Here is a 19,835-nt window from a genome sequence, read left to right as displayed (position 1 = left end):
CGGCAAGCCCATGAGCATTGCACCGCCCGAAGTTATCACAGTCGAGACAGCGCGCGTCAGTTGCGATGGTGCCAGCGCTATTCGCGGGGGCGAGAATTATCGCCCTGCTGCGCTTGGCCACCCCAGGATCTATCTCGAAATCGACGAGCATGGCTATGTCGATTGCGGATATTGCGACCGGCGTTTTGTATTGAAGGGCGGCCCTGCCGATGGCGCGGACCATGCGCATTTGCCCGACATTTCCGAAGGCGCAAGCCCGCAATAAGCCTGGCTTTTTGAGCGTATCCCTTACTCATCGCCGGTTCAGCATCGCGCGTTATATTGGCTTCAAGGAAAATACCTTGAGAGGAGTCCAGCAATGACCCGATTTTTTCGCCCCGCCCTGATCGCCGCAGCATTTTCCGGTGTGCTGGCCGCCCCCGTATTCGCAAGTGACGAGCCTGAGCAGGATTCTGCAGACCAGCAGGAATCGACCAAGGGCGAAAAGGAGCTTGCCAAGCTGCTCGAAGGCCGCGTGGCAGGCGAGCCTGTGAGCTGTATCAGCAACTATCCCAACCAGAGCCTGCGCGTGATCGATGATACCGCCTATGTCTATGGCCGGGGCAACACGATTTACGTGCAGCGAACCAAAAACCCTGAGGATATCGATGATGACGATATCCTGGTCCTCAAGACATTCACCGGCTCGCAATTGTGCCGGCTTGATAATGTGACCACCGTCGATCGAACCAGCGGCTTCTTCAGCGGCGCCGTGTTCTTCGACGATTTCATCCCCTACACCAGGGCCGATGACGCTGGACCCGGTGAAGGCTAGACTCCAGACCTGACCGAATGACAGCCCTGATCACGGCAGGTCAGGGCTGCCGACAGGTCACCCGGCCTGCAGCCGGTTCAACCGGGCGATGATGGCATCGGCCTCGCTCATGATCCGGTCGATCAGTTCCTGGCAGGTGGGGATGTCATGGATCAGGCCCGCCACCATGCCGCAGCTCCACGCGCCCGCGTCCATGTCGCCTTCCATCATGATCCGCGGATAGACGCCCGCGACCTGTTCGATGATATCCTCGAACTTCAGGTCGTCGCCCTTCTCCTTTTCGGTCCGCAGCAATTGCTCGACGGCATCGTTCGTCATCACCCGCTCAGTATTGCGCAGCGGGCGCATCACCAACCTTGTGTCGAGTTCGCTCGCGGCGACAATCGCCTGCTTCACATTCTCATGCACCGGCGCTTCCTTGGTGGCGATGAAGCGCGTGCCCATGTTCATGCCTTCCGCGCCCATCGCCAGGCTGGCGATCAGGCTGCGCCCGTCGGCCATGCCGCCCGATGAGACGAAGGGGATTTCCAGCTCGTCCGCCGCGCGCGGCAGCAGGATGAAGTTGGGAATGTCATCCTCGCCCGGATGGCCGCCGCATTCGAACCCGTCGACAGAAACCGCATCGCAGCCGATCTCCTGCGCCTTCAGCGAATGGCGCACACTGGTGCATTTGTGGATCACCTTGATCCCGGCATCCTTCAGCGCGGGCATGACCTGCACCGGGTTGCGCCCGGCCGTCTCGACCACTTTCACGCCCCCGTCGATGATCGCCTTGACCAGGCCGGGATAGTCGGGCGGGGTGAGGCTGGGCAGGAAGGTGAGGTTCACGCCGAACGGCTTGTCGGTCATGTCGCGGCACTTCGCGATTTCATTGGCGAGCTTTTCGGGCGTGCCCTGGGTCAGCCCGGTGATGATGCCCAGCCCGCCCGCGTTGCTGACCGCAGCCGCCAGCTCGGCAAAGCCGACGAAATGCATGCCCCCCTGGATGATCGGGTGCTTGATGCCGAACATTTCGGTGATGGCGGTTTTCATGGCTGGAATCTCCCCTGCGCTGGCTAGTTTCATACAGGGATTGCGGATCGCGCGCCGCCGCGCAAGCTCCGTTTTGGTTAGGTGCTGATGCCGTAGCGTCAGGTGCCGCGCTGTGTCCTGTCCTCGCAGTCCGGAGCGGGAGTGCAGCGCATGATCTGCGCCGCCTCACTCACTCCCACTCGATCGTGCCCGGCGGCTTGCTGGTATAGTCATAGACCACGCGGTTGATGCCCTGCACCTCGTTGACGATACGGGTGGCGCACCCGGTGAGGAACGCCGCGTCGAAAGGATAGACATCGGCGGTCATGCCGTCAGTGCTGGTCACCGCGCGCAAGGCACACACGCTGTCATAGGTGCGGTAATCGCCCATCACGCCCACCGTCTTGACCGGCAGCAGCACGGCGAAGGCCTGCCAGATCGCATCGTAAAGCCCGGCCTTGCGGATTTCATCGAGATAGATCGCATCGGCCTTGCGCAGGATGTCGCAGCGCTCTTGCGTGACTTCGCCAGGAATGCGGATGGCAAGGCCCGGCCCGGGGAAGGGGTGGCGGCCGACGAACTGCTCGTTCAGGCCCAGTTCGCGGCCCAATTCGCGCACCTCGTCCTTGAACAATTCGCGCAAGGGCTCGACCAGTTTCATGTTCATCCGCTCGGGCAGGCCGCCGACATTGTGATGGCTCTTGATCGTGACCGACGGCCCGCCGGTAAAGCTGACGCTTTCGATCACATCGGGATAAAGCGTGCCCTGCGCCAGGAAATCCGCCCCGCCCAGCTTGTTCGCCTCTTCCTCGAACACGGCGATGAATTCGGCGCCGATGAACTTGCGTTTCTTTTCCGGGTCGGTGACGCCCGCAAGCCCCGCCATGAAACGCTCTTCCGCATCCACCACCACCAGCGGGATGTTGTAATGATCGCGGAACAGGCTTTCGACCTGTTCGCGCTCATTGAGGCGCAGCAGGCCATGATCGACGAATACGCAGGTCAACTGATCGCCCACTGCCTCGTGGATCAGGATTGCTGCAACCGAGCTGTCGACCCCGCCTGACAGGCCGCAAATAACCTTGCCGGCACCTACCTGTTCGCGGATCTCGGCCACCTTGGTTTCGCGATAGGCGGCCATCGTCCAGTCGCCCGCCAGCCCGCACACCCTATGCACGAAATTGGCGATCAGCCTGGCCCCATCGGGGGTGTGGACCACCTCGGGGTGGAACTGCGTGCCGTAATAGCGGCGCGCCTCATCCGCGATGACCGCGAAGGGTGCACCGTCGCTGGTGGCGACGATCTCGAAGCCGGGGGCGAATCGCGTCACCTTGTCGCCGTGGCTCATCCACACCTGGTGGCGCTCGCCTTCGCTCCACAAACCGTCGAACAGCGCGCATGATTTGGTCACGGTGAGGAAGGCACGGCCAAATTCGCCGCCCTCCCCTGTCTCGTGCCCGGGGCGGACCTCGCCGCCAAGCTGCTGGCTCATCACCTGCTGGCCGTAGCAGATGCCCAGGATCGGCAAGCCGGAGTCAAACAGCACCTGCGGCGCGCGCGGGCTGCCTTCGTCGCATACGCTTGCCGGACTGCCCGACAGGATGATGCCCCTGGGCTTCATCCGGTGGAATGCCTCTTCCGCCGCGGAGAAGGGAGCGATCTCGGAATAGACTCCCGCCTCGCGCACGCGGCGCGCGATCAGCTGGGTTACCTGGCTGCCGAAATCGACGATCAGGATGGAATCGGGGAGATGCGTAGGGTCCATGGCCGCCCGTTAAGGATGCGTAGCGTGGCTGTCCAGCATGCGGCGTGTGCTATGCACGAAGCGGCGGCCCTGCGGGAGCTGCAACACCCACGAATGTTACAGTTACAGAGTTGCGTTTTTTGCAACATGTTACGTGGTTTTCTCATTTGTGTTCAATCGTACGAAATATTATTTCGCTGTCTCCGCTGCAAATAGGGAAATCCTCCCCCCTTTATCTGCAGCGCGTCAGGACAATCGGCCTCCTTCCCCCCGGATAGCCGCGTCCTGACAGCCGGTCGCTGGCGTTCCAACCTCTCCCAAGGAACGCCGACGGGTCCGTGCCGCATAGGCCGGACCCGGGCGACCAGCGAAGCGAGCGAGGCGCGATCACCGCCAGTCCTCCCCCCAACCAACAGGCGGACGCGCCTCTCTCGCAATAGCTTGCCGCAGCGGCGCACCCGGCTGCGCGCAATCTGCCTTCAGCCAAATTCACCTGTAACCAAAATGAGGTTGATCGCGAACCAGTTAACAGATGCCTTGCAGTGGCCGGTGAAAGCGAAACGGGCCACTTTCAGGCAGTAAAGTAAAGATCTGAACGCTCGCCAGATCGCAGTGATCGGCACCGGTGCGGAATGATCGAAGATATAGCTGATGCCTGAGAATCTCCCTCCCCTCAGGCCAGCGAGGCGCGGCTACCGCACACCGTGACACAGCCCCCCCCGTCCGGGCGGGAGCCGCGCCTCACCACTTCACCGCATCTGATAATGCGATCAGGCCCTCGGGCCACTTGGCCCAATTGTACTGCCTATTTCGACATCTTGATGGTCCAGCGACGACTGCCGCCAATCGAGACATTCCCTTCGGAATTCAAGCTGAAGTTGGTGCCTTCGGTAATGTACCATGGCAGGTCATCGTTCCGCGCGCGCGACAGGAATGTCACCGTCGCCAGGCTGCCATTTTCATTCACAGTATATGTCACGTCGCTCTGCGCCCGGACCGATGGCTTGTTGAAGTCATAAACGCGCCCAGTGCCCTTGCCGAAGCCATCGGAATTGGGGCCAAGGTCGAAGCTGATCCCGATCTGGGTTCCACCGCGGGAGTATACCGAGCCGTAGTTCATCAGCGGCTGGCTGGCTTTCCAATTGCCGACGAAGGCTTTTTGCGCGGCAGCGAATTTGGCCTTCTGCTCACGTTCTTCCTCGGCCGCCTTGTTCTTGGCAGCCTCGCGAGCTGTCTTCTCTTCCTCCGAGCCTTCGAGGATCGGGTCATCATAAAGGCTTACCGGGGAGCCCTTGACCAGTTTCCATTCCAACCGTTCGTTTTCGATTTTCCAGTCATCATCGCCGATCGGTTCGCTGCGGGTAAAGAGTACGGCAGGAAGTTCAGTTCCCTTATTCTTGGTGATCTTGATCACAGGTCGATCATCGATTGTGTCGACCCGCTCTGCATAGTCTTCTTCGAGGACAAGGCTCAGCTTGCTCCTGGTGCGAAAGACCGGCTCGATTTCGTCACCGACATTCTGCGCCGCCTGGATCTCGATATCTTGAGCATCTATGCCTTCGGGCAGTTCCATTTCGAGGAACTGATCAATGTCGTCAGTCTGTGGTCCGTCAAACGATGGTCCGCATGAACTCAACGCCAATGCCGCGCACGAAACGGCGAGTATCGAATGCACCCTCATCTGCAACTCCTGTCCTGTAAATTCCTTCATCCCTGAATTCCCAGGCAGCACGGTAAAAAATATCCGCGCCCCGTCAACCTGTTAGCGCGAACAGGTTAACCCTTGACCAATGGATGGAGCGGGCTGGTGCCCTGCCTGTCAGTTGATTGCCGCGCTCGCAGTGGCGCGTTCGCGCAGCTCGGTCTTGAGCAATTTGCCGATATGGCTGCGCGGCATTTCCGCGATCGCTTCGAGCGCAGAGAGCCGCTGGGTCTTGCCCAGCCGCGCATTGACCGTGCCGAGGATATCATCGACCTCGCTCTCCGCGACCCCCACAGTTAGCCTGACAAAACCATAAGGCGTCTCGCCCCAGCGCTCGGAGGGAATGCCGATCACCGCAGCCTCGGCCACGCGCGGATCCTTTTCCAGCTCGGCCTCGAGATCGCTCGGGTAGATATTGAAACCGCCCGAAATGATCATGTCCTTGGCGCGGCCGACCAGCTCGACGAATCCATCCTCGTCAACCCGGCCGATATCTCCCATGCGCTGCCACACTTCGCCGGTTTCAGGATCGGTCCAGTAACCCTCGCGGGTTTTATCGGGCTGGTTCTTGTAGCCGCTCATCATCGTCTGCGAACGCCCGATGAGGTTGCCCGGTGTGCCCGGCGGCACACGCCTGTCTTCATCGTCGAGCACTTTCAATTCGCTGCCCGGGGTGGGCCGGCCCACCGTGTGCAGCTTGTCGGGGAATTCGTGGCATGCCAGCAGGCACACCACGCCGCCTTCGGTCATCGAGTAAATCTCGATCAGCCCGCCCGGCATGCGCCGCAGCACCTCGGCCTTGAGCTCGGCGGAGAAGGGCGCCGAGGTGCAATATTTCAGCAGCAGCGAAGAGAGGTCGAATTCGTCGAAGCGCGGTTCGGCCATCAGCCGCTGGTATTGCACCGGCACCAGCATGGTGATGGTCACTTCGTGCTCCTGCGCCACCTTAAGCCAGTCCATAGTATTGAACTTGCCCATGATGTTGACCGTGCCGCCCGCCAGCAGCGGGGGCAGGAAGGCAACCATGGTGGTGTTCGAATAGAGCGGGGTCGAGGCGAGCGAGCGCACCGGAATGCCCGCCTCGAGATAGCTTGAAGCGGTGCTGGCAAATTGCCGCCAGCGCATCAGGTGCGAATGGACGATGCCCTTGGGGATGCCGGTGGTGCCGCTGGAATAGATGATGTTGAACGGATCTTTCGGCCCAGGCGTGAAAGCCGGGGCAAGGGTTCCAGCGGGCGCCATCCAGCTCTCGATCTGCTCAAGCGCGATATGATCGAGCCCGGGCATGAAATCCGCGCCCAGCTCGGCGCTTTTCGCCGCATCGATGAACAGGTGCCGCGCCCCGCTGTCACCCGCCATGCCGATCAGCTGCTCCTTCGAGGCGCTGGTGGTAAGCGGCGCAGCCACCCCGCCCGCACGCACTGCGGCGAGGAACACCAGCGCATAATTGATGCAGCTCGTGCCCAGGATCGCGACCGATTGTCCGCGTTCGAGGCCTGTCTCGACCAGTCTTGCGGCGATCCGCTCGACCCGATCACCAAGCTCGCCCCAGGTCAATTCACGTTCGCCATCGCGCAGCGCAACCTTGCCGGGCTGACGCTGTGCCCAATTTGCGATGATATCCGGAAAATTGCCGAACTCGGACTGAAGTGTTTCCAGCATCGCGTGCTTCTCTCCCTGTTTCGCATTGCTTTAGTGCGTGCGACTTTGCAGTCTGGCAATCCAATGCCAAGGAGAATCGGGATGAGCAGACCCTGCAATCGGATACTAGCGGGTACGTTGGCGCTTGCGGCGCTTGCGGCGCTTGCGGCAATTCCGGCCGCTCATGCCCAAAGCGCGGCCGCTGCACCGCGCATCCTGGCGGTTTTCGCGCACCCCGATGACGAAGTGTTCGTGGCCCCCATGCTGGCCGCAATGGCACGCGAAGGCGCGGCGGTAAGCGTGGTCTACGCCACCAGCGGCGATGTAGGCCCGGGCGTTTCGGAGTTCGAGGCCGGCGCCGACCTCGCCGCCGCGCGCGAAGCCGAAGCGCGATGTTCCACCGATGCATTGGGGGTTCACCAGACAATATTCCTGCGGCTGGGCGACGGGACACTGGGAGAGGGGGCCAGCAGGCCGGGCAGTGCCGCGCGCAGACTTGCAGCCGGACTGGATGCGATCCTGCAAGAGGGTGATTATGACCGGGTAATAACATGGGGTCCGGATGGCGGATATGGCCATTCGGACCATCGCATGGTCAGCGCGATCACCACCCAGCTGGTCCAGTCAATGGAAGAAGACCGTCCCGAACTGCTCTATCCCGGCATCCGCAAGGGAACCCTGCCCCCTGTCCCCGAGATGCAGGACTGGGCCGAAACCGATCCTGAGTTGCTGACGCTGGCCTATGGCTACAATGCCGGCGACCTGGCCGCGGCGGCGCGGGCCACCGCCTGCCACGAGACTCAATTCGATGCGCCGACAAGGGCAGGAATGATGGCACTGTTCGACCAGACTATCTGGCAAGGATCGGTGCATTTGCGCGCGGGTTTCTAGCGGGCGGCTACACATCGTGGAAAACCGCCGTCTGAAGGGGGGAAAAGCTTGGGAATTACCCCTCTCCGGCCTATATAATCAGCATGTCAGAAAACCCTGAAAAAATTCCTGAAAAAATCGTCCAGATGGGCGAATATGGCGCCGATTCGATCAAGGTCCTCAAGGGGCTCGATGCGGTGCGCAAGCGCCCCGGCATGTATATCGGCGATACCGATGACGGCAGTGGCCTGCACCACATGGTGTTCGAGGTTTCGGACAATGCGATCGACGAAGCTTTGGCGGGCCATTGCGACCTGGTGCTGATCGAGCTCAATCCCGACGGATCGGTGTCAGTCGAAGACAATGGCCGCGGCATCCCTGTCGGCATGCACAAGGAAGAAGGCGTTTCGGCAGCCGAAGTCATCATGACCCAGCTGCACGCCGGGGGCAAATTCGAGAACACTTCGGAGGACAACGCCTACAAGGTCTCGGGCGGCCTCCACGGCGTGGGCGTTTCAGTGGTGAACGCGCTTTCCGAATGGCTCGAACTCGTCATCTGGCGGGACGGCAAGGAATACTGGATGCGCTTCGAGCATGGCGATGCGGTTGCCTCGCTTAAAGTGCGGGGCGATGCCCCGCCGGCCGCCAGCAATGGCGATGCGAACGGTTTGAAGAAAGGCACGCGCGTGACCTTCAAGGCTTCGCACAACACCTTCAAGAACGTGACGGAATTCGATTTCGACAAGCTTGAACATCGATACCGCGAACTGGCATTTCTGAATTCGGGTGTGCGCATCCTGCTGCGCGACAACCGGCACGAGCAACCGCTCGAGCACGACCTGTTCTATGAAGGCGGCATCGCAGCCTTTGTGAGCTGGCTCGATCGCAACAAGCAGCCGCTGATCAGCTCCCCGATTTCGGTTTCGGCGGAAAAAGACGGGATCGGGATCGATGTCGCGCTGCAATGGAACGACAGCTATTACGAAAACGTGCTGTGCTTCACCAACAACATTCCGCAGCGCGATGGCGGCACCCACCTGGCCGCGTTCCGCGCCGCGCTGACACGCACGATCAACAATTACGCTTCCAGCTCCGGGCTGATGAAGAAGGAAAAGGTCAGTCTGTCGGGCGAAGACATGCGCGAAGGGCTGACTGCGATCGTTTCCGTCAAGCTGCCTGATCCCAAATTCGGCAGCCAGACGAAAGACAAGCTGGTTTCTTCGGAAGTGCGCCAGCCGCTCGAAAGCCTGATGAGCGAAAAGATGACCGAATGGCTGGAGGAAAATCCGGCAGACGCCAAGGCGATCATCCAGAAGATCATTGATGCCGCCGCGGCACGCGAGGCCGCTCGCAAGGCGCGCGAAATGAGCCGCAAGGGCGCGATGAGCGTGGCCAGTCTGCCGGGCAAACTGGCTGATTGCCAGGAGCGCGATCCGGCAAAGAGTGAACTGTTCCTGGTCGAGGGCGATTCAGCCGGCGGCTCCGCAAAACAGGGCCGCGATCGCAAGACCCAGGCGATCCTGCCGCTGAAGGGCAAGATCCTGAACGTCGAGCGCGCCCGGTTTGACCGGATCATCAGCTCGAAGGAAGTGGGCACGCTGATCCAGGCCATGGGCACGGGCATTCGCGACGAATTCGACCTTGAGAAGCTGCGCTATCACAAGATCGTGATCATGACCGACGCTGACGTGGACGGCGCACACATCCGCACGCTGCTGCTCACCTTCTTCCACCGCCAGATGCCGGAGATCATCAAGGCCGGACATCTTTTCATCGCGCAGCCCCCGTTGTTCAAGGTCGCCAAGGGCCGCAGCGAAGTTTATCTGAAAGACCAGGCCGCGCTCGACCGCCATCTGGTCGATGCCGGGCTGCAGGGTCGCGTGCTCGAATCGGTCGGCGGTGCGCGCTCGGGCGCAGACCTGCGCGCGCTGGTCGAACATGCACTGCGCCTGCGCAATTTGCTGGGCTTCGTCCCGCGCAAGTATGATCTGGCAATCATCGAACAGATGGCCCTGTCGGGCGCGCTCGATCCTTCGCTCGATCGCCCTACGCGGGCGCAGGCGCTGCAATTCACGGCTGAACGGCTGGGCATGGCCGACCCGGAGGCGAAATGGTCAGCGAGAATCGGCGAGGATGGTGTGGTTCGCTTCGAGCGGGTCTGGCGCGGTGTAACCGACGTGCACGAGATCGAGGCCAAGTTCCTGATCAGCGCCGAGGCACACAAGTTGCACGGCCTTGCCGGCAGCCATGCCGAAACCTATGCCCGCCCGGCGCGGCTGGTAAAATCAGGCACCGAGCCCGATGCAGTCCCGGACGATGATGTAGAGGCGGACGATCTGCCCGCCGCCACCGCAGTTGATGCCATCATGCGCCCGACCGAACTGCTCGACGCCGTGCTTGCCGCCGGTCGCAAGGGAGTTTCGGTGCAGCGCTACAAGGGGCTGGGCGAAATGAATGCCGAGCAATTGTGGGAAACCACGCTCGACCCGGACAACCGCGCGCTGCTTCAGGTCAAGGTCGAAGACGCCGACGTGACCGACGAAATATTCACCCGTCTGATGGGCGACGTTGTGGAGCCACGCCGTGAGTTCATCCAGGAAAACGCGCTCAATGTGGCCAATCTCGACGTGTGATCCAGCTCCTGGCCCGGAGCTGTTTCCTGATCGCAGCCGGGTGGCTGGCTTTGGTCAGCCTGGTTTTTCTGATTGCTCCACGCGACTGGCATCATCGATTGCCATCGTCGATCCAACCATTGGTTGGCACAGCGCATCGCGCGGCAGTTATTTGACCTATTCGCCCTGCCGACACTTTCAGCGGCAGCGGCGATAGCTTATGCCGCGTTGTGAGAGTTAATGGAGGCACTGATGAGTGAGAGCCAGCAGCGCGGCGACGGTTACGAACACCTGGGTTTCGTCTTGCTGCTGGGCTTGCTTACCGCGGGCGTCACCTTCGTGGTCTGGCCCTTTGCCACACCGGTTTTGTGGGCAGCGCTGGCAGCGATCATGTTCCAGCCGCTCTACCAATGGTTTCTTGCCCGGCTCAATGGCGGCAAGAACAGGGCGGCGGCCGCCACACTGTTGTTCATTACCTTTGCGGTGCTGTTACCCTCGCTATTCATCGGCGGCCTGATCGTCGAGCAGGCGGCCAATGTGGTGATCGCCTTCCAGCAGGGCGATCTCGACGTAGCGGCCTGGTTCTCGCAGATCCTGCTCGCGCTTCCCACCGCGCTGCGCGATCCACTGGAGCAGCTTGGATTGGCAGACTTTGGTGAACTGCAGGCGCGCGCGCAGGAACTGCTGACCGAAAGCGCCGGCATGATCGCACGCCAGGCGGTGGCGATCGGCGGTGGGCTGTTCGGCTTCGTCATTTCATTCCTGCTTGGCCTTTATGTGACCTATTTCCTGCTGCGCGACGGCAAGAAGATCAGCCACGCGATTCTGTGCGGCCTGCCGCTGGAACTGGAAATCGCCGAGCGCCTGGCCGAACGCTTCCTGTCAATCGTGAGGGCGACGATCAAGGGATCGGTCGTGGTCGGGCTTGTACAGGGCGGGCTGGGGGCGATCACCTTCTGGATTGTTGACGTCGAGGCGGCATTATTGCTGGGCCTGCTGATGGCGATCTTCTCGCTTCTGCCTGCAGTCGGCACCGGCATCGTGTGGGTGCCGATGGCAATCTATCTGCTTGCGTCCGGATCGACATGGGAAGGCGTGCTGGTGGCAATATCGGGGATCGCGGTGATCGGTATGGCCGACAATGTGCTGCGTCCGATCTTGGTTGGCCGCGACACGGGAATTCCCGACTGGATCATCTTGATCACCACGCTTGGGGGCATTGCCACCATGGGGCTTTCCGGGGTGGTGCTCGGGCCGTTGCTGGCCGGGTTGTTCCTTGCCGCATGGTCGATTGCGCAGGAATATTTGCTCCACCACAAGATTGCAGGCAGCGACAGTTGAGCCGCGCCGCATGAGGCGGGCTGTACCCGGATCGCAAGCCGAACAGCTGGGGCGGCTGTTTCTTGCAGGCGTGCTGGTGGTGTTCGCGCCGCACCTGCCATTGGGCAATTACCTGATCTATCCTTTCATGATTCTGGGCACCTGGTTCCACGAAATGGGGCACGGCCTTGCGGCGCTGGCACTGGGCTTTGAATTCGACCGGCTGCTGATCTTTCCCGACGGGTCAGGCCTGGCGGAAAGCCGCACGCCGGCGGGCATAACGCCGCTGGCGCGGGCTGCAATCGCAGCTGGCGGCCCGTTGGGGCCCAGCGTGATCGGATCGGTGCTGATCCTGGCCAGCGCCCGGCACAAGCTGTGGCGCGCGGCACTGATAGGATTGGCAGCAATTATCGGGATCTCGACGGTGATCTGGGTGCGCACCACTACTGGCTGGATCGTGCTGCCGCTGATCGCTGCGGCGCTGGCCCTGCTGGCATGGCGCGGTCAAGAGGGGATTGGGCGCTTCACGCTGCAATTTCTCGGCATGCTGGCCGGGCTCAGCATGTTTTTGTCGTGGGACTATCTGTTCATGGAAAGCGCGTTGATCAATGGCCAGTTGATCCTGTCAGATACCGGCGCGATTGCGGCCAACCTGCTGTTGCCGCACTGGGTCTGGGCGATGCTGCTGGTGGCAATCGCTGCACTGATGATCGGTACCAGTCTGAAATACGCGCTGAAGGAATATGGGCGCAGTGGCCGCCGCTAGAGTGATTTCGAGTGAAATGGAACATTTCTCGGCTCGGAAATCACGGTAAACCAAGAATCTAGACTCAGATTTTGATTCAGCCAAAATCGAACAGAGTCTAGATCGCAAGCTCGCGGTGCTCAGGTCGCAATCCGGATGGTGTTGATCCCGCGTGAGCCGCCATCTTCCCCCGACAAACCGACAAAGATCGTGTCGATGATACGCGCCAGCTTCTCTTCGTTCAGCTTGTCATCGAGATAGGTCAGCGCTTCGGGCATGGTATAATTGGCAACCATCTGGTTGATCAGCGACAAGGTCTGGTCGATTTCCAGCCCGGGAAAGTACCCCTCGGCCTGAGCCTGCGCGATTACTTCGCACAGATAGTGGTCGGCCAGGTCGACAAAGCTTCGCACCCGTTCGAAGCGGGCTGCTCCGGCTTCACACATCAGCGCAAAACTGGCTGGATCGCTGCGAAACCGCTCACGGTTGACACGGAAACGCCGGACGAAGAATTCGTACATCTTGCGATTGGGCGGCAGATCGCTGGCGACAACCTCTTCCATCGCAGCCACATGCGGCTCGAACCAGAGCTCCACCGTCGCTTCGAACAGATCGTCATCATGCTCGAAAAGCTCGTCCAGAATGCGGCGCGGGATACGGCCCGATGCCGCAAGATCAGCGATGCGAACTTCCTCGCCGCGCTGCTCGAACAATTCATTCGCCAGCAGTGCTGCGCGCCTGCGCTCCGTCTGTCGCGTTTCCCGTGCCATCATCGCCTTGACCTCGCATTCGAGGGGCAATTTAGGGGTTCAGATGCCAGGCTTAAACCCGCAATGCCCGATTTAATTTGCACCGGCCGGCTGCGCCTTCTTCAGGAAAGAGTTTTTGGCGGGAGCGGGACAAATGCCGAAGTCCTGCGCTTGTAATCGGCGTATTTGTCACCCTTGCTGCGGTCCATCCCCTTTTCAAGCAATGCCACGCCCGACCATTTGGTGAGCGTGAAGCTGAGGAAAATCGGCCCGGCCAATGTATAAAGCGCGTATTCCCAGCCAGCCGATGCGCACGCCAGCCAGATCCCCCACCAGGCGGCAAAATCGCCAAAATAGTTGGGGTGGCGGGTATAGCGCCACAGACCGCTATCGAGCACCTGCCCTTCATTGGCGGGATCAGCCTTGAATCTCGCCAATTGCCAATCGCCAACCCATTCGAAGAAGATCCCGGTCAGGAATATCGCCAGCCCCGCCCAGGCAAGGGCTGTGATGGGGGCGGCGTCGCCTGACGCAAGAATGCCGACCTGCGCCGGGCTCGACACCAGAAACAGCAGCACTGCCTGCATCAGCCACACCTTGGTTAGCGCGGCGAACGCGAAATTGCCGCGTTCGCGATCCTTTTTCAGGATCATCCTGTAGCGCTTGTCCTCACCCTCGCGCATCCAGCGCCGCAGCAAGTAAACGCCCAGGCGAAAGCCCCATGCGGCGGTCATCACCATGATCAGCGTAGCCAGCGCACCGGGGCGGGCCAGCTGAAAATAACTGGCAAGCGCCATTATGCCCATGCCCGCGCCCCAGAAGGCATCGACAAAGGAGACATCGCTGATCTTCACGGAAATGAGCCACAGCACCACAATCAGTGCAAGCAGGATAGCGGCATTGAAAAGCAGGGCATCGATCATGGCTTTGTGTCCTCGATCAGGCTTAGCGCTTGCGCTTCCAGCACCTTGAAGCGCTCATATTCAGGAAGTTTGGAACGCATGAAACGGGCGATTTTCAACAGATCCTGTCCATAATCCCCGGTGGGCCAGATCGGTTCCCCGAAACCCAGCACCATGCGCTTGTTACATACCCACGCAGGCACGATCGGAACATTTGCCGCGCGCGCGATGTTGTAAAAGCCCGACTTCCAGCTCCCGTCTGTGCTACGCGTTCCCTCCGCCGCGATCACCAGCGCCAGCCGGTCACGCCGTTCGAATTCGGCAGCTACCTGTTCGACGACATTGCTGCGCTTGGTCCGGTCGATCGGGATGCCGCCCATGTCGAGCATGAAGCGGCGCATATATCCGGAGAACAGCGTGTGCTTGCCCATGAAATTGGGTTCGACTCCTTCTTCGGCGGTTGCACCGATAAAGAATACAAAGTCCCAGTTGGAAGTATGCGGCGCGCCGGCGATGACATATTTCGGGATCGGCGGCAGATGCCCGTCGAGCGTCCACCCCTTCCAGCGATATATGGTCAGGATGATGCGCCGCACAATGCGCGACATGATGGAACGCTTGCGAGCGGGCTTGGACGACACTTTTCTCTCCCCGTACATGCCTAGCATCCGCGCGCGGGATTGCGAGGGGGATTTGCGAAGCGGGAGCGGGCAGGATCACGCCTTCCTCAGACAAAGAAGAAGATTGAGTTCCCGAAATTATGCGCAACGATGGGGAGCAACAGGCTGCCCGAACGCTCACGCATCCACACGCCCAGGAAAGAGGGAATGAAGGTCATCGCCATGATCATGGCATCAAAGCTGATTCCATCGGCGGACGAATAGCTGAATGCGTGGGCAAGGCCGAACAGCACGCTTGTGAGCACTGCCGACCATCCCCAGTTCACCCCCGCCATGCGGATGCGGCCACGAAACGCCTCGTGCAGCATGAACAGCAGCAGGCCGCGATAGAATATCTCTTCCTCAAGCCCCGGCATGGTCAGCTGGAACGCCAAAGCGTCGGCGCGGATCGGATCGTTGGGGAACATCGAGGCAATTGCGACGAAGAACAGGCAATAGGCGGCAGCTATGGCCAGAGTGCCCAACAAGCCTTCGCGCTTCTGCGCCAGCGTGAGCCCGATCTTTTTCCAGCCGATCGCGGGATGGAATGCAATCGCCAGCGATGCTGCCAGCGCCAACAGCTTGCCCTGCCAGTTCCAGTCACTGTCCGGGAGGAAGGACGGGAGATTGCCGTAGAAATTCGTCAGCAATGCATCGTTGAAGAACACCAGCGCCGCGCTCGCCATTAGCCAGCGGGGGGCGAAATTCGCGCGATCCATCAGGCCAATGATCAAACCGGACCCAACCAGGATTGCACAGATCAACCCTATCGAAACCACCGCATCCATTGCTTGCGACCCTTGTTATATGTTTGTATTTATTCGATTTGATTGGGGATTTCCAGCATAGGTCGAACCAGCGGCGCAGACGACGAAAGTTCCCTCTCCCCCGCACATGCATAGCAATTGCGCGCGGGAATGCGAGAGGGATCAATTCGCGCCATTTATCACGGCGTTCGTCAGCTTGCTTCCGGTGTGCGCTCCACAGCAAGCGCGGGATGGCTCTGCGGCAAAAGCGCCCGGGCGCGGGAGACTATTTCGTCGGCCGCAGCGCCGGACTCTTCAATGATATGTTTGGCAGTTATCCGCATCGTGGCAATTCCTGCGCGCTTCAGCCAGTCGTCCCGCACCGGATCAACTGTCGAAGCATCAAGCTCGATCGCAAGCCGTGCGTCGGGACAGTAGAAGTCATGGACATATTTGCCAGTCGCGCGCCGCCTGTTGAACCTCAGCCCGCTCGGCCGCGATCTCAACTGCCGCCATAGTAAGCCCTCTAGCAAATGCATGTTGCCATGCATCTTGGGCAAAGCAGCATTTTCCCGCTTGCCGGGCGGTGGCGCGTGATTCTGTTCCAAATCCGAATCCTTTGTCGCCTGACTTACATGCAGATGGAGCGCAGACAAGCAATCGCGAGGATCGTCACATTTCCTACATATTGTCCCGCTGCAAGGTGCCGGACTGCCAGGCGAGAGAGCCTGCTATCACATCCTGAACACGCCGAACGCGGGCCGTTCGGCAATGGGTGCTTCAAGCGTTGCGGCAAGGGCCAGCCCCAGCACGTCGCGGGTCTGGACCGGATCCACCACCCCGTCGTCCCACAGCCGCGCGGTGGCATTATAGGGGTTGCCCTCGTCCTCGTATTTCTGGCGGATCGGCGCCTTGAACGCCTCGGCCTGCTCGGGCGTCCAGCTTTCCGCATCGCGGTGGACGGTCGCAAGCACGGATGCGGCCTGCTCCCCGCCCATCACGCTGATGCGCGCATTGGGCCAGGTGAACAGGAAGCGCGGGGAATAGGCCCGCCCGCACATGCCATAATTGCCCGCGCCAAAGCTGCCGCCGATCACCACGGTGAGTTTGGGCACGGTGGCGGTGGCGACTGCCGTCACCAGCTTCGCGCCATGCTTGGCGATCCCTTCGGCTTCGTATTTCCCGCCGACCATGAAGCCGCTGATATTCTGCAGGAACAGCAGCGGAATGCGCCGCTGGCAGGCAAGCTCGATGAAATGCGCGCCCTTTTGCGCGCTTTCGGAAAACAGCACGCCATTGTTGGCGAGGATTGCCACGGGAATGCCCCAGATATGGGCGAAACCGCAAACCAGCGTGCTGCCGAAATGCGCCTTGAACTCGTGGAATTCGCTACCGTCGACCAGCCGCGCGATCACCTCATGCACATCATAGGGCGCGCGCACGTCATCGGGGATGAGGGCATAGAGGTCTTCCGCGTCGAATTTGGGCGGGCGCGGGTCTTTCAACGCCACATCTGCCGCCGCGCCGGTGTTTGCGCCCAGATGGCTGACGATATCGCGCACGATGGTGAGCGCATGCTCGTCATTCTCGGCAAGGTGGTCGACCACGCCCGATTTGCGCGCATGGAGGTCGCCGCCGCCAAGGTCCTCTGCTGAAATCTCCTCGCCCGTCGCGGCTTTGACCAGCGGTGGCCCCGCGAGAAAAATCGTGCCCTGTTCGCGCACGATCACGCTCTCGTCGGACATGGCGGGCACGTAAGCGCCGCCTGCGGTGCAGCTGCCCATGACGCAGGCGATCTGCGGGATACCGAGCGCCGACATATTCGCCTGATTGAAGAAGATGCGGCCAAAGTGGTCGCGGTCCGGAAACACCTCGGCCTGATGCGGCAGGTTCGCACCCCCGCTATCGACGAGGTAGATGCACGGCAGCCGGTTCTCCTGCGCGATCTCCTGCGCGCGCAAGTGCTTCTTCACCGTCATCGGGTAATAGGTGCCGCCCTTGACCGTGGCATCATTGCACACGATCATCACCTGCCGGCCCGAAACGCGCCCGATCCCCGCGATCATCGACGCGCCATTGACGTCGCCTTCGTACATTCCGTTCGCGGCCAACTGCCCGATCTCGAGGAAGGGCGAGCCCGGATCGAGCAGGCGCTCGACGCGCTCCCGTGGCAGGAGTTTGCCGCGTGCAACATGCCGCTCGCGGTGCTTCTGCGGCCCGCCGAGCGCGGCTTCGGCCACGGCGGCGCGAAGTTCATCGGCCAGCGCCTTGTTGTGCGCGAACCGCGCCTTCGCCTCGGGGCTTTCGCGGTCGAGCTTAGTGGTGAGAGTAGGGGCAGTCATTCCAGATCCTCCCCGTCATGCTGAACTTGTTTCAGCATCCATTTCTCCAATAGCAATGAAGGCTCGCCGTCGCACAATGGACCCTGAAACAAGTTCAGGGTGACGAGGGGAGTATCGGGGAGGATCAAGAAGCCGCCCCGATCAGTTCGCGCCCGATCAGCATCCGGCGGATTTCGTTGGTCCCCGCGCCGATGTCGAGCAGCTTGGCATCGCGCAGGTAGCGTTCGACCGGCCAGTCTTTCGTATAGCCCGCGCCGCCCAGCGCCTGCACGCTTTCCCCCGCCACGCGGAAGGCGTTCTCGCTTGCCAGAAGGATCGCGCCGGCCGCGTCGAAACGGGTGGTCTGCCCGGCGTCGCAGGCCTTGGCCACCGCATAGGTGTAGGCGCGGGCCGATTGCAGCGCGACATACATGTCAGCGACCTTGGCCTGCATCAGCTGGAACGAACCGATCGGTTTTCCGAACTGCTTGCGCTCGCGCAGATAGGGTATCACCGTGTCGAGGCACGCCTGCATGATGCCGAGCTGCAATCCGGCCAGCACCACGCGCTCGTAATCGAGCCCGCTCATCAGCACGCCGACCCCGCCGTTGACAGGGCCCATCACGTTCTCTTCGGGCACCTCGCAATTATCGAACACCAGTTCGGCGGTGGGGCTGCCGCGCATCCCCATCTTGTCGATCTTCTGCCCGATGGAGAAGCCAGGCATGTCCTTCTCGATCAGGAAGGCAGTGATCCCGCGCGAACCGGCGTGGCCATCGGTCTTGGCATAGACCACAAGCGTATCGGCGCAGGTGGCATTGGTGATCCAGAACTTGGTGCCGTTGAGCACGTATCCGCCCTGCACCTGTTCGGCTTTCAGCTTCATCGAAACCACGTCCGACCCGGCGCCAGCTTCCGACATGGCGAGCGAGCCCACATGCTCTCCGCTGATCAATTTGGGCAGATATCTTGCCTTCTGTTCGTCATTGCCCCAGCGGCGGATCTGGTTGACACACAGGTTCGAATGCGCGCCATAGCTGAGGCCGATGGAGGCGCTTGCGCGGCTCACTTCTTCCACCGCGATTACGTGTTCGAGATAGCCCAGGCCAAGCCCGCCCCATTCTTCCTCCACGGTAATCCCGTGCAGGCCGAGCGCGCCCATGGCCTGCCACAATTCGTCGCGCGGGAACCAGTCCTCACGGTCAGCCTGCGCGGCCAGCGGCGCGATCTGCTCATCGGCGAAACGGCCCGCCGCCTCACGGATCATCTCGGCGCTTTCGCCCAGCTGGAAATCGAACTCAGGGGTGGCGCGCATGTTCAGACAATCTCCTCGCATTGGCCCATACCAGCGCGCGCGCGGCACGCAAACCGGTTGCGACTGCAATCAATCGCTAATCCACGGTGTGCGCAATCGGCCTTGGCCGCGCGCGATCCGCCGCCTAGGGTATGGGGTGAAGGTAATACCGGAGGGTCAGACATGCGCATCACCCCGCTCATTGCGTCCACCTTGCTGCTGGCCGCCTGCAATCCGCCGCAGGATGGGGCAGCCAATGAAATCAGCCTGGGGGCCGATGCGAGCAGCGAAGCTGGCGGCGGAGAGGATCAGGGGCAACAGGCCCCCGATGCCGGACAGGTTGATGAGGCCACCCAACCCTCCGCCGAAGAGCTGGCCATGGCCAACACCGCGTGGCGCGCGACCGGCGAAGACGGTGCAATCTATACCACCTTTCTTGATCCCGAAGGCCAGTACCGCGACATGAAGAACGGCGAACCATGGGCTGACGGCACCTGGGAACGGCTGGGCGATGGGCGGCTTTGCTTCACGCCGTCAGACGAGACCCGCGCGGGCGCCTGCTGGGCCTTGGGCAAGCACAAGAAGAACGGCACCATGCGGGTCACCAGCGAAGAGGGTCGCGAAGTGCTGCTGCAACAGGTGACCTACCTCGCCCCGACAGGCCCTGAAGAAGGCTGAAACGATCTTTCCCGAGCCTGAACCCGG

Annotated in this window: 18 protein-coding genes; 7 read left to right on the top strand and 11 right to left on the bottom strand. The window is 61.2% G+C overall.

Features of this window, described 5'->3' with window-relative positions:
- Positions 1–10: 10 nt before the first annotated feature.
- On the top strand, positions 11–265 hold the full coding sequence (locus ACX2DJ_RS03710) for a zinc-finger domain-containing protein (protein WP_462571065.1): 255 nt from the start codon (positions 11–13) through the stop codon (positions 263–265).
- A gap of 93 nt (positions 266–358) precedes the next feature.
- Positions 359–814 carry a hypothetical protein gene (locus ACX2DJ_RS03705; protein ID WP_462571064.1) on the top strand — a complete coding sequence of 152 codons (456 nt, stop codon included), beginning with the start codon at positions 359–361 and terminating at the stop codon, positions 812–814.
- A 57-nt stretch (positions 815–871) separates the two neighbouring features.
- Here the strand turns inward: ACX2DJ_RS03705 and ACX2DJ_RS03700 are convergent, their stop codons facing one another.
- The 4 genes from ACX2DJ_RS03700 to ACX2DJ_RS03685 form a co-directional block, all read right to left on the bottom strand.
- Positions 872–1,846, bottom strand: a complete 975-nt coding sequence (locus tag ACX2DJ_RS03700) for an NAD(P)H-dependent flavin oxidoreductase (protein ID WP_462571063.1) — start codon at positions 1,844–1,846, stop codon at positions 872–874.
- Between the two features lie 169 nt (positions 1,847–2,015).
- Positions 2,016–3,590 (bottom strand): glutamine-hydrolyzing GMP synthase, encoded by a 1,575-nt coding sequence (gene guaA, locus ACX2DJ_RS03695; protein ID WP_462571062.1) that lies wholly within the window; start codon positions 3,588–3,590, stop codon positions 2,016–2,018.
- Between the two features lie 784 nt (positions 3,591–4,374).
- Positions 4,375–5,250 carry a hypothetical protein gene (locus ACX2DJ_RS03690; protein ID WP_462571061.1) on the bottom strand — a complete coding sequence of 292 codons (876 nt, stop codon included), beginning with the start codon at positions 5,248–5,250 and terminating at the stop codon, positions 4,375–4,377.
- Positions 5,251–5,388: 138 nt separating this feature from the next.
- Positions 5,389–6,933: a class I adenylate-forming enzyme family protein gene (locus tag ACX2DJ_RS03685; RefSeq protein ID WP_462571060.1), complete on the bottom strand. Its 1,545-nt coding sequence runs from the start codon at positions 6,931–6,933 to the stop codon at positions 5,389–5,391.
- Between the two features lie 81 nt (positions 6,934–7,014).
- Between ACX2DJ_RS03685 and ACX2DJ_RS03680 the strand changes: the two genes are divergently transcribed.
- The 4 genes from ACX2DJ_RS03680 (at position 7,015) to ACX2DJ_RS03665 (ending at position 12,480) form a co-directional block, all read left to right on the top strand.
- Positions 7,015–7,803: a PIG-L family deacetylase gene (locus ACX2DJ_RS03680; protein ID WP_462571059.1), complete on the top strand. Its 789-nt coding sequence runs from the start codon at positions 7,015–7,017 to the stop codon at positions 7,801–7,803.
- A gap of 83 nt (positions 7,804–7,886) precedes the next feature.
- The gene (gyrB, locus tag ACX2DJ_RS03675) at positions 7,887–10,415 is read left to right on the top strand and encodes a DNA topoisomerase (ATP-hydrolyzing) subunit B (RefSeq protein WP_462571058.1); all 2,529 of its coding nucleotides are present in this window, start codon (positions 7,887–7,889) and stop codon (positions 10,413–10,415) included.
- Positions 10,416–10,646: 231 nt separating this feature from the next.
- Positions 10,647–11,735, top strand: coding sequence for an AI-2E family transporter (locus tag ACX2DJ_RS03670; protein ID WP_462571057.1), 1,089 nt, complete (start codon positions 10,647–10,649; stop codon positions 11,733–11,735).
- Positions 11,736–11,745: 10 nt separating this feature from the next.
- Positions 11,746–12,480: a M50 family metallopeptidase gene (locus ACX2DJ_RS03665; RefSeq protein WP_462571056.1), complete on the top strand. Its 735-nt coding sequence runs from the start codon at positions 11,746–11,748 to the stop codon at positions 12,478–12,480.
- Between the two features lie 119 nt (positions 12,481–12,599).
- Here ACX2DJ_RS03665 and ACX2DJ_RS03660 read toward each other — a convergent pair whose 3' ends face one another.
- From ACX2DJ_RS03660 to ACX2DJ_RS03630, 7 genes are all read right to left on the bottom strand, one after another.
- Positions 12,600–13,232: a hypothetical protein gene (locus ACX2DJ_RS03660; protein WP_462571055.1), complete on the bottom strand. Its 633-nt coding sequence runs from the start codon at positions 13,230–13,232 to the stop codon at positions 12,600–12,602.
- A gap of 98 nt (positions 13,233–13,330) precedes the next feature.
- Positions 13,331–14,131 (bottom strand): DUF1295 domain-containing protein, encoded by an 801-nt coding sequence (locus ACX2DJ_RS03655; protein WP_462571054.1) that lies wholly within the window; start codon positions 14,129–14,131, stop codon positions 13,331–13,333.
- Positions 14,128–14,718 (bottom strand): 1-acyl-sn-glycerol-3-phosphate acyltransferase, encoded by a 591-nt coding sequence (locus ACX2DJ_RS03650; RefSeq protein WP_462571053.1) that lies wholly within the window; start codon positions 14,716–14,718, stop codon positions 14,128–14,130. Before ACX2DJ_RS03650 ends, ACX2DJ_RS03655 begins: the two co-directional genes overlap by 4 nt.
- A 119-nt stretch (positions 14,719–14,837) precedes the next feature.
- Positions 14,838–15,557, bottom strand: coding sequence for a CPBP family intramembrane glutamic endopeptidase, BDIM_20840 family (locus ACX2DJ_RS03645; protein ID WP_462571052.1), 720 nt, complete (start codon positions 15,555–15,557; stop codon positions 14,838–14,840).
- Between the two features lie 170 nt (positions 15,558–15,727).
- Positions 15,728–16,066: an endonuclease domain-containing protein gene (locus tag ACX2DJ_RS03640; protein WP_462572540.1), complete on the bottom strand. Its 339-nt coding sequence runs from the start codon at positions 16,064–16,066 to the stop codon at positions 15,728–15,730.
- Between the two features lie 183 nt (positions 16,067–16,249).
- A complete protein-coding gene (locus ACX2DJ_RS03635) occupies positions 16,250–17,857 on the bottom strand; it encodes a carboxyl transferase domain-containing protein (RefSeq protein WP_462571051.1) in 1,608 nt (535 codons plus the stop codon).
- 124 nt (positions 17,858–17,981) lie between these two features.
- Positions 17,982–19,151: an isovaleryl-CoA dehydrogenase gene (locus ACX2DJ_RS03630; RefSeq protein ID WP_462571050.1), complete on the bottom strand. Its 1,170-nt coding sequence runs from the start codon at positions 19,149–19,151 to the stop codon at positions 17,982–17,984.
- A gap of 162 nt (positions 19,152–19,313) precedes the next feature.
- On the opposite strand from ACX2DJ_RS03630, the gene ACX2DJ_RS03625 reads away from it, so the two are divergent.
- On the top strand, positions 19,314–19,808 hold the full coding sequence (locus tag ACX2DJ_RS03625; RefSeq protein WP_462571049.1) for a hypothetical protein: 495 nt from the start codon (positions 19,314–19,316) through the stop codon (positions 19,806–19,808).
- The last annotated feature ends 27 nt before the right edge of the window (positions 19,809–19,835 follow it).

It is taken from the genome of Altererythrobacter chaiwopuensis (assembly GCF_054957755.1).
The sequence above is the reverse complement of the archived record's forward strand: the minus strand, read 5'-3'. Positions and strand labels throughout refer to the sequence as shown.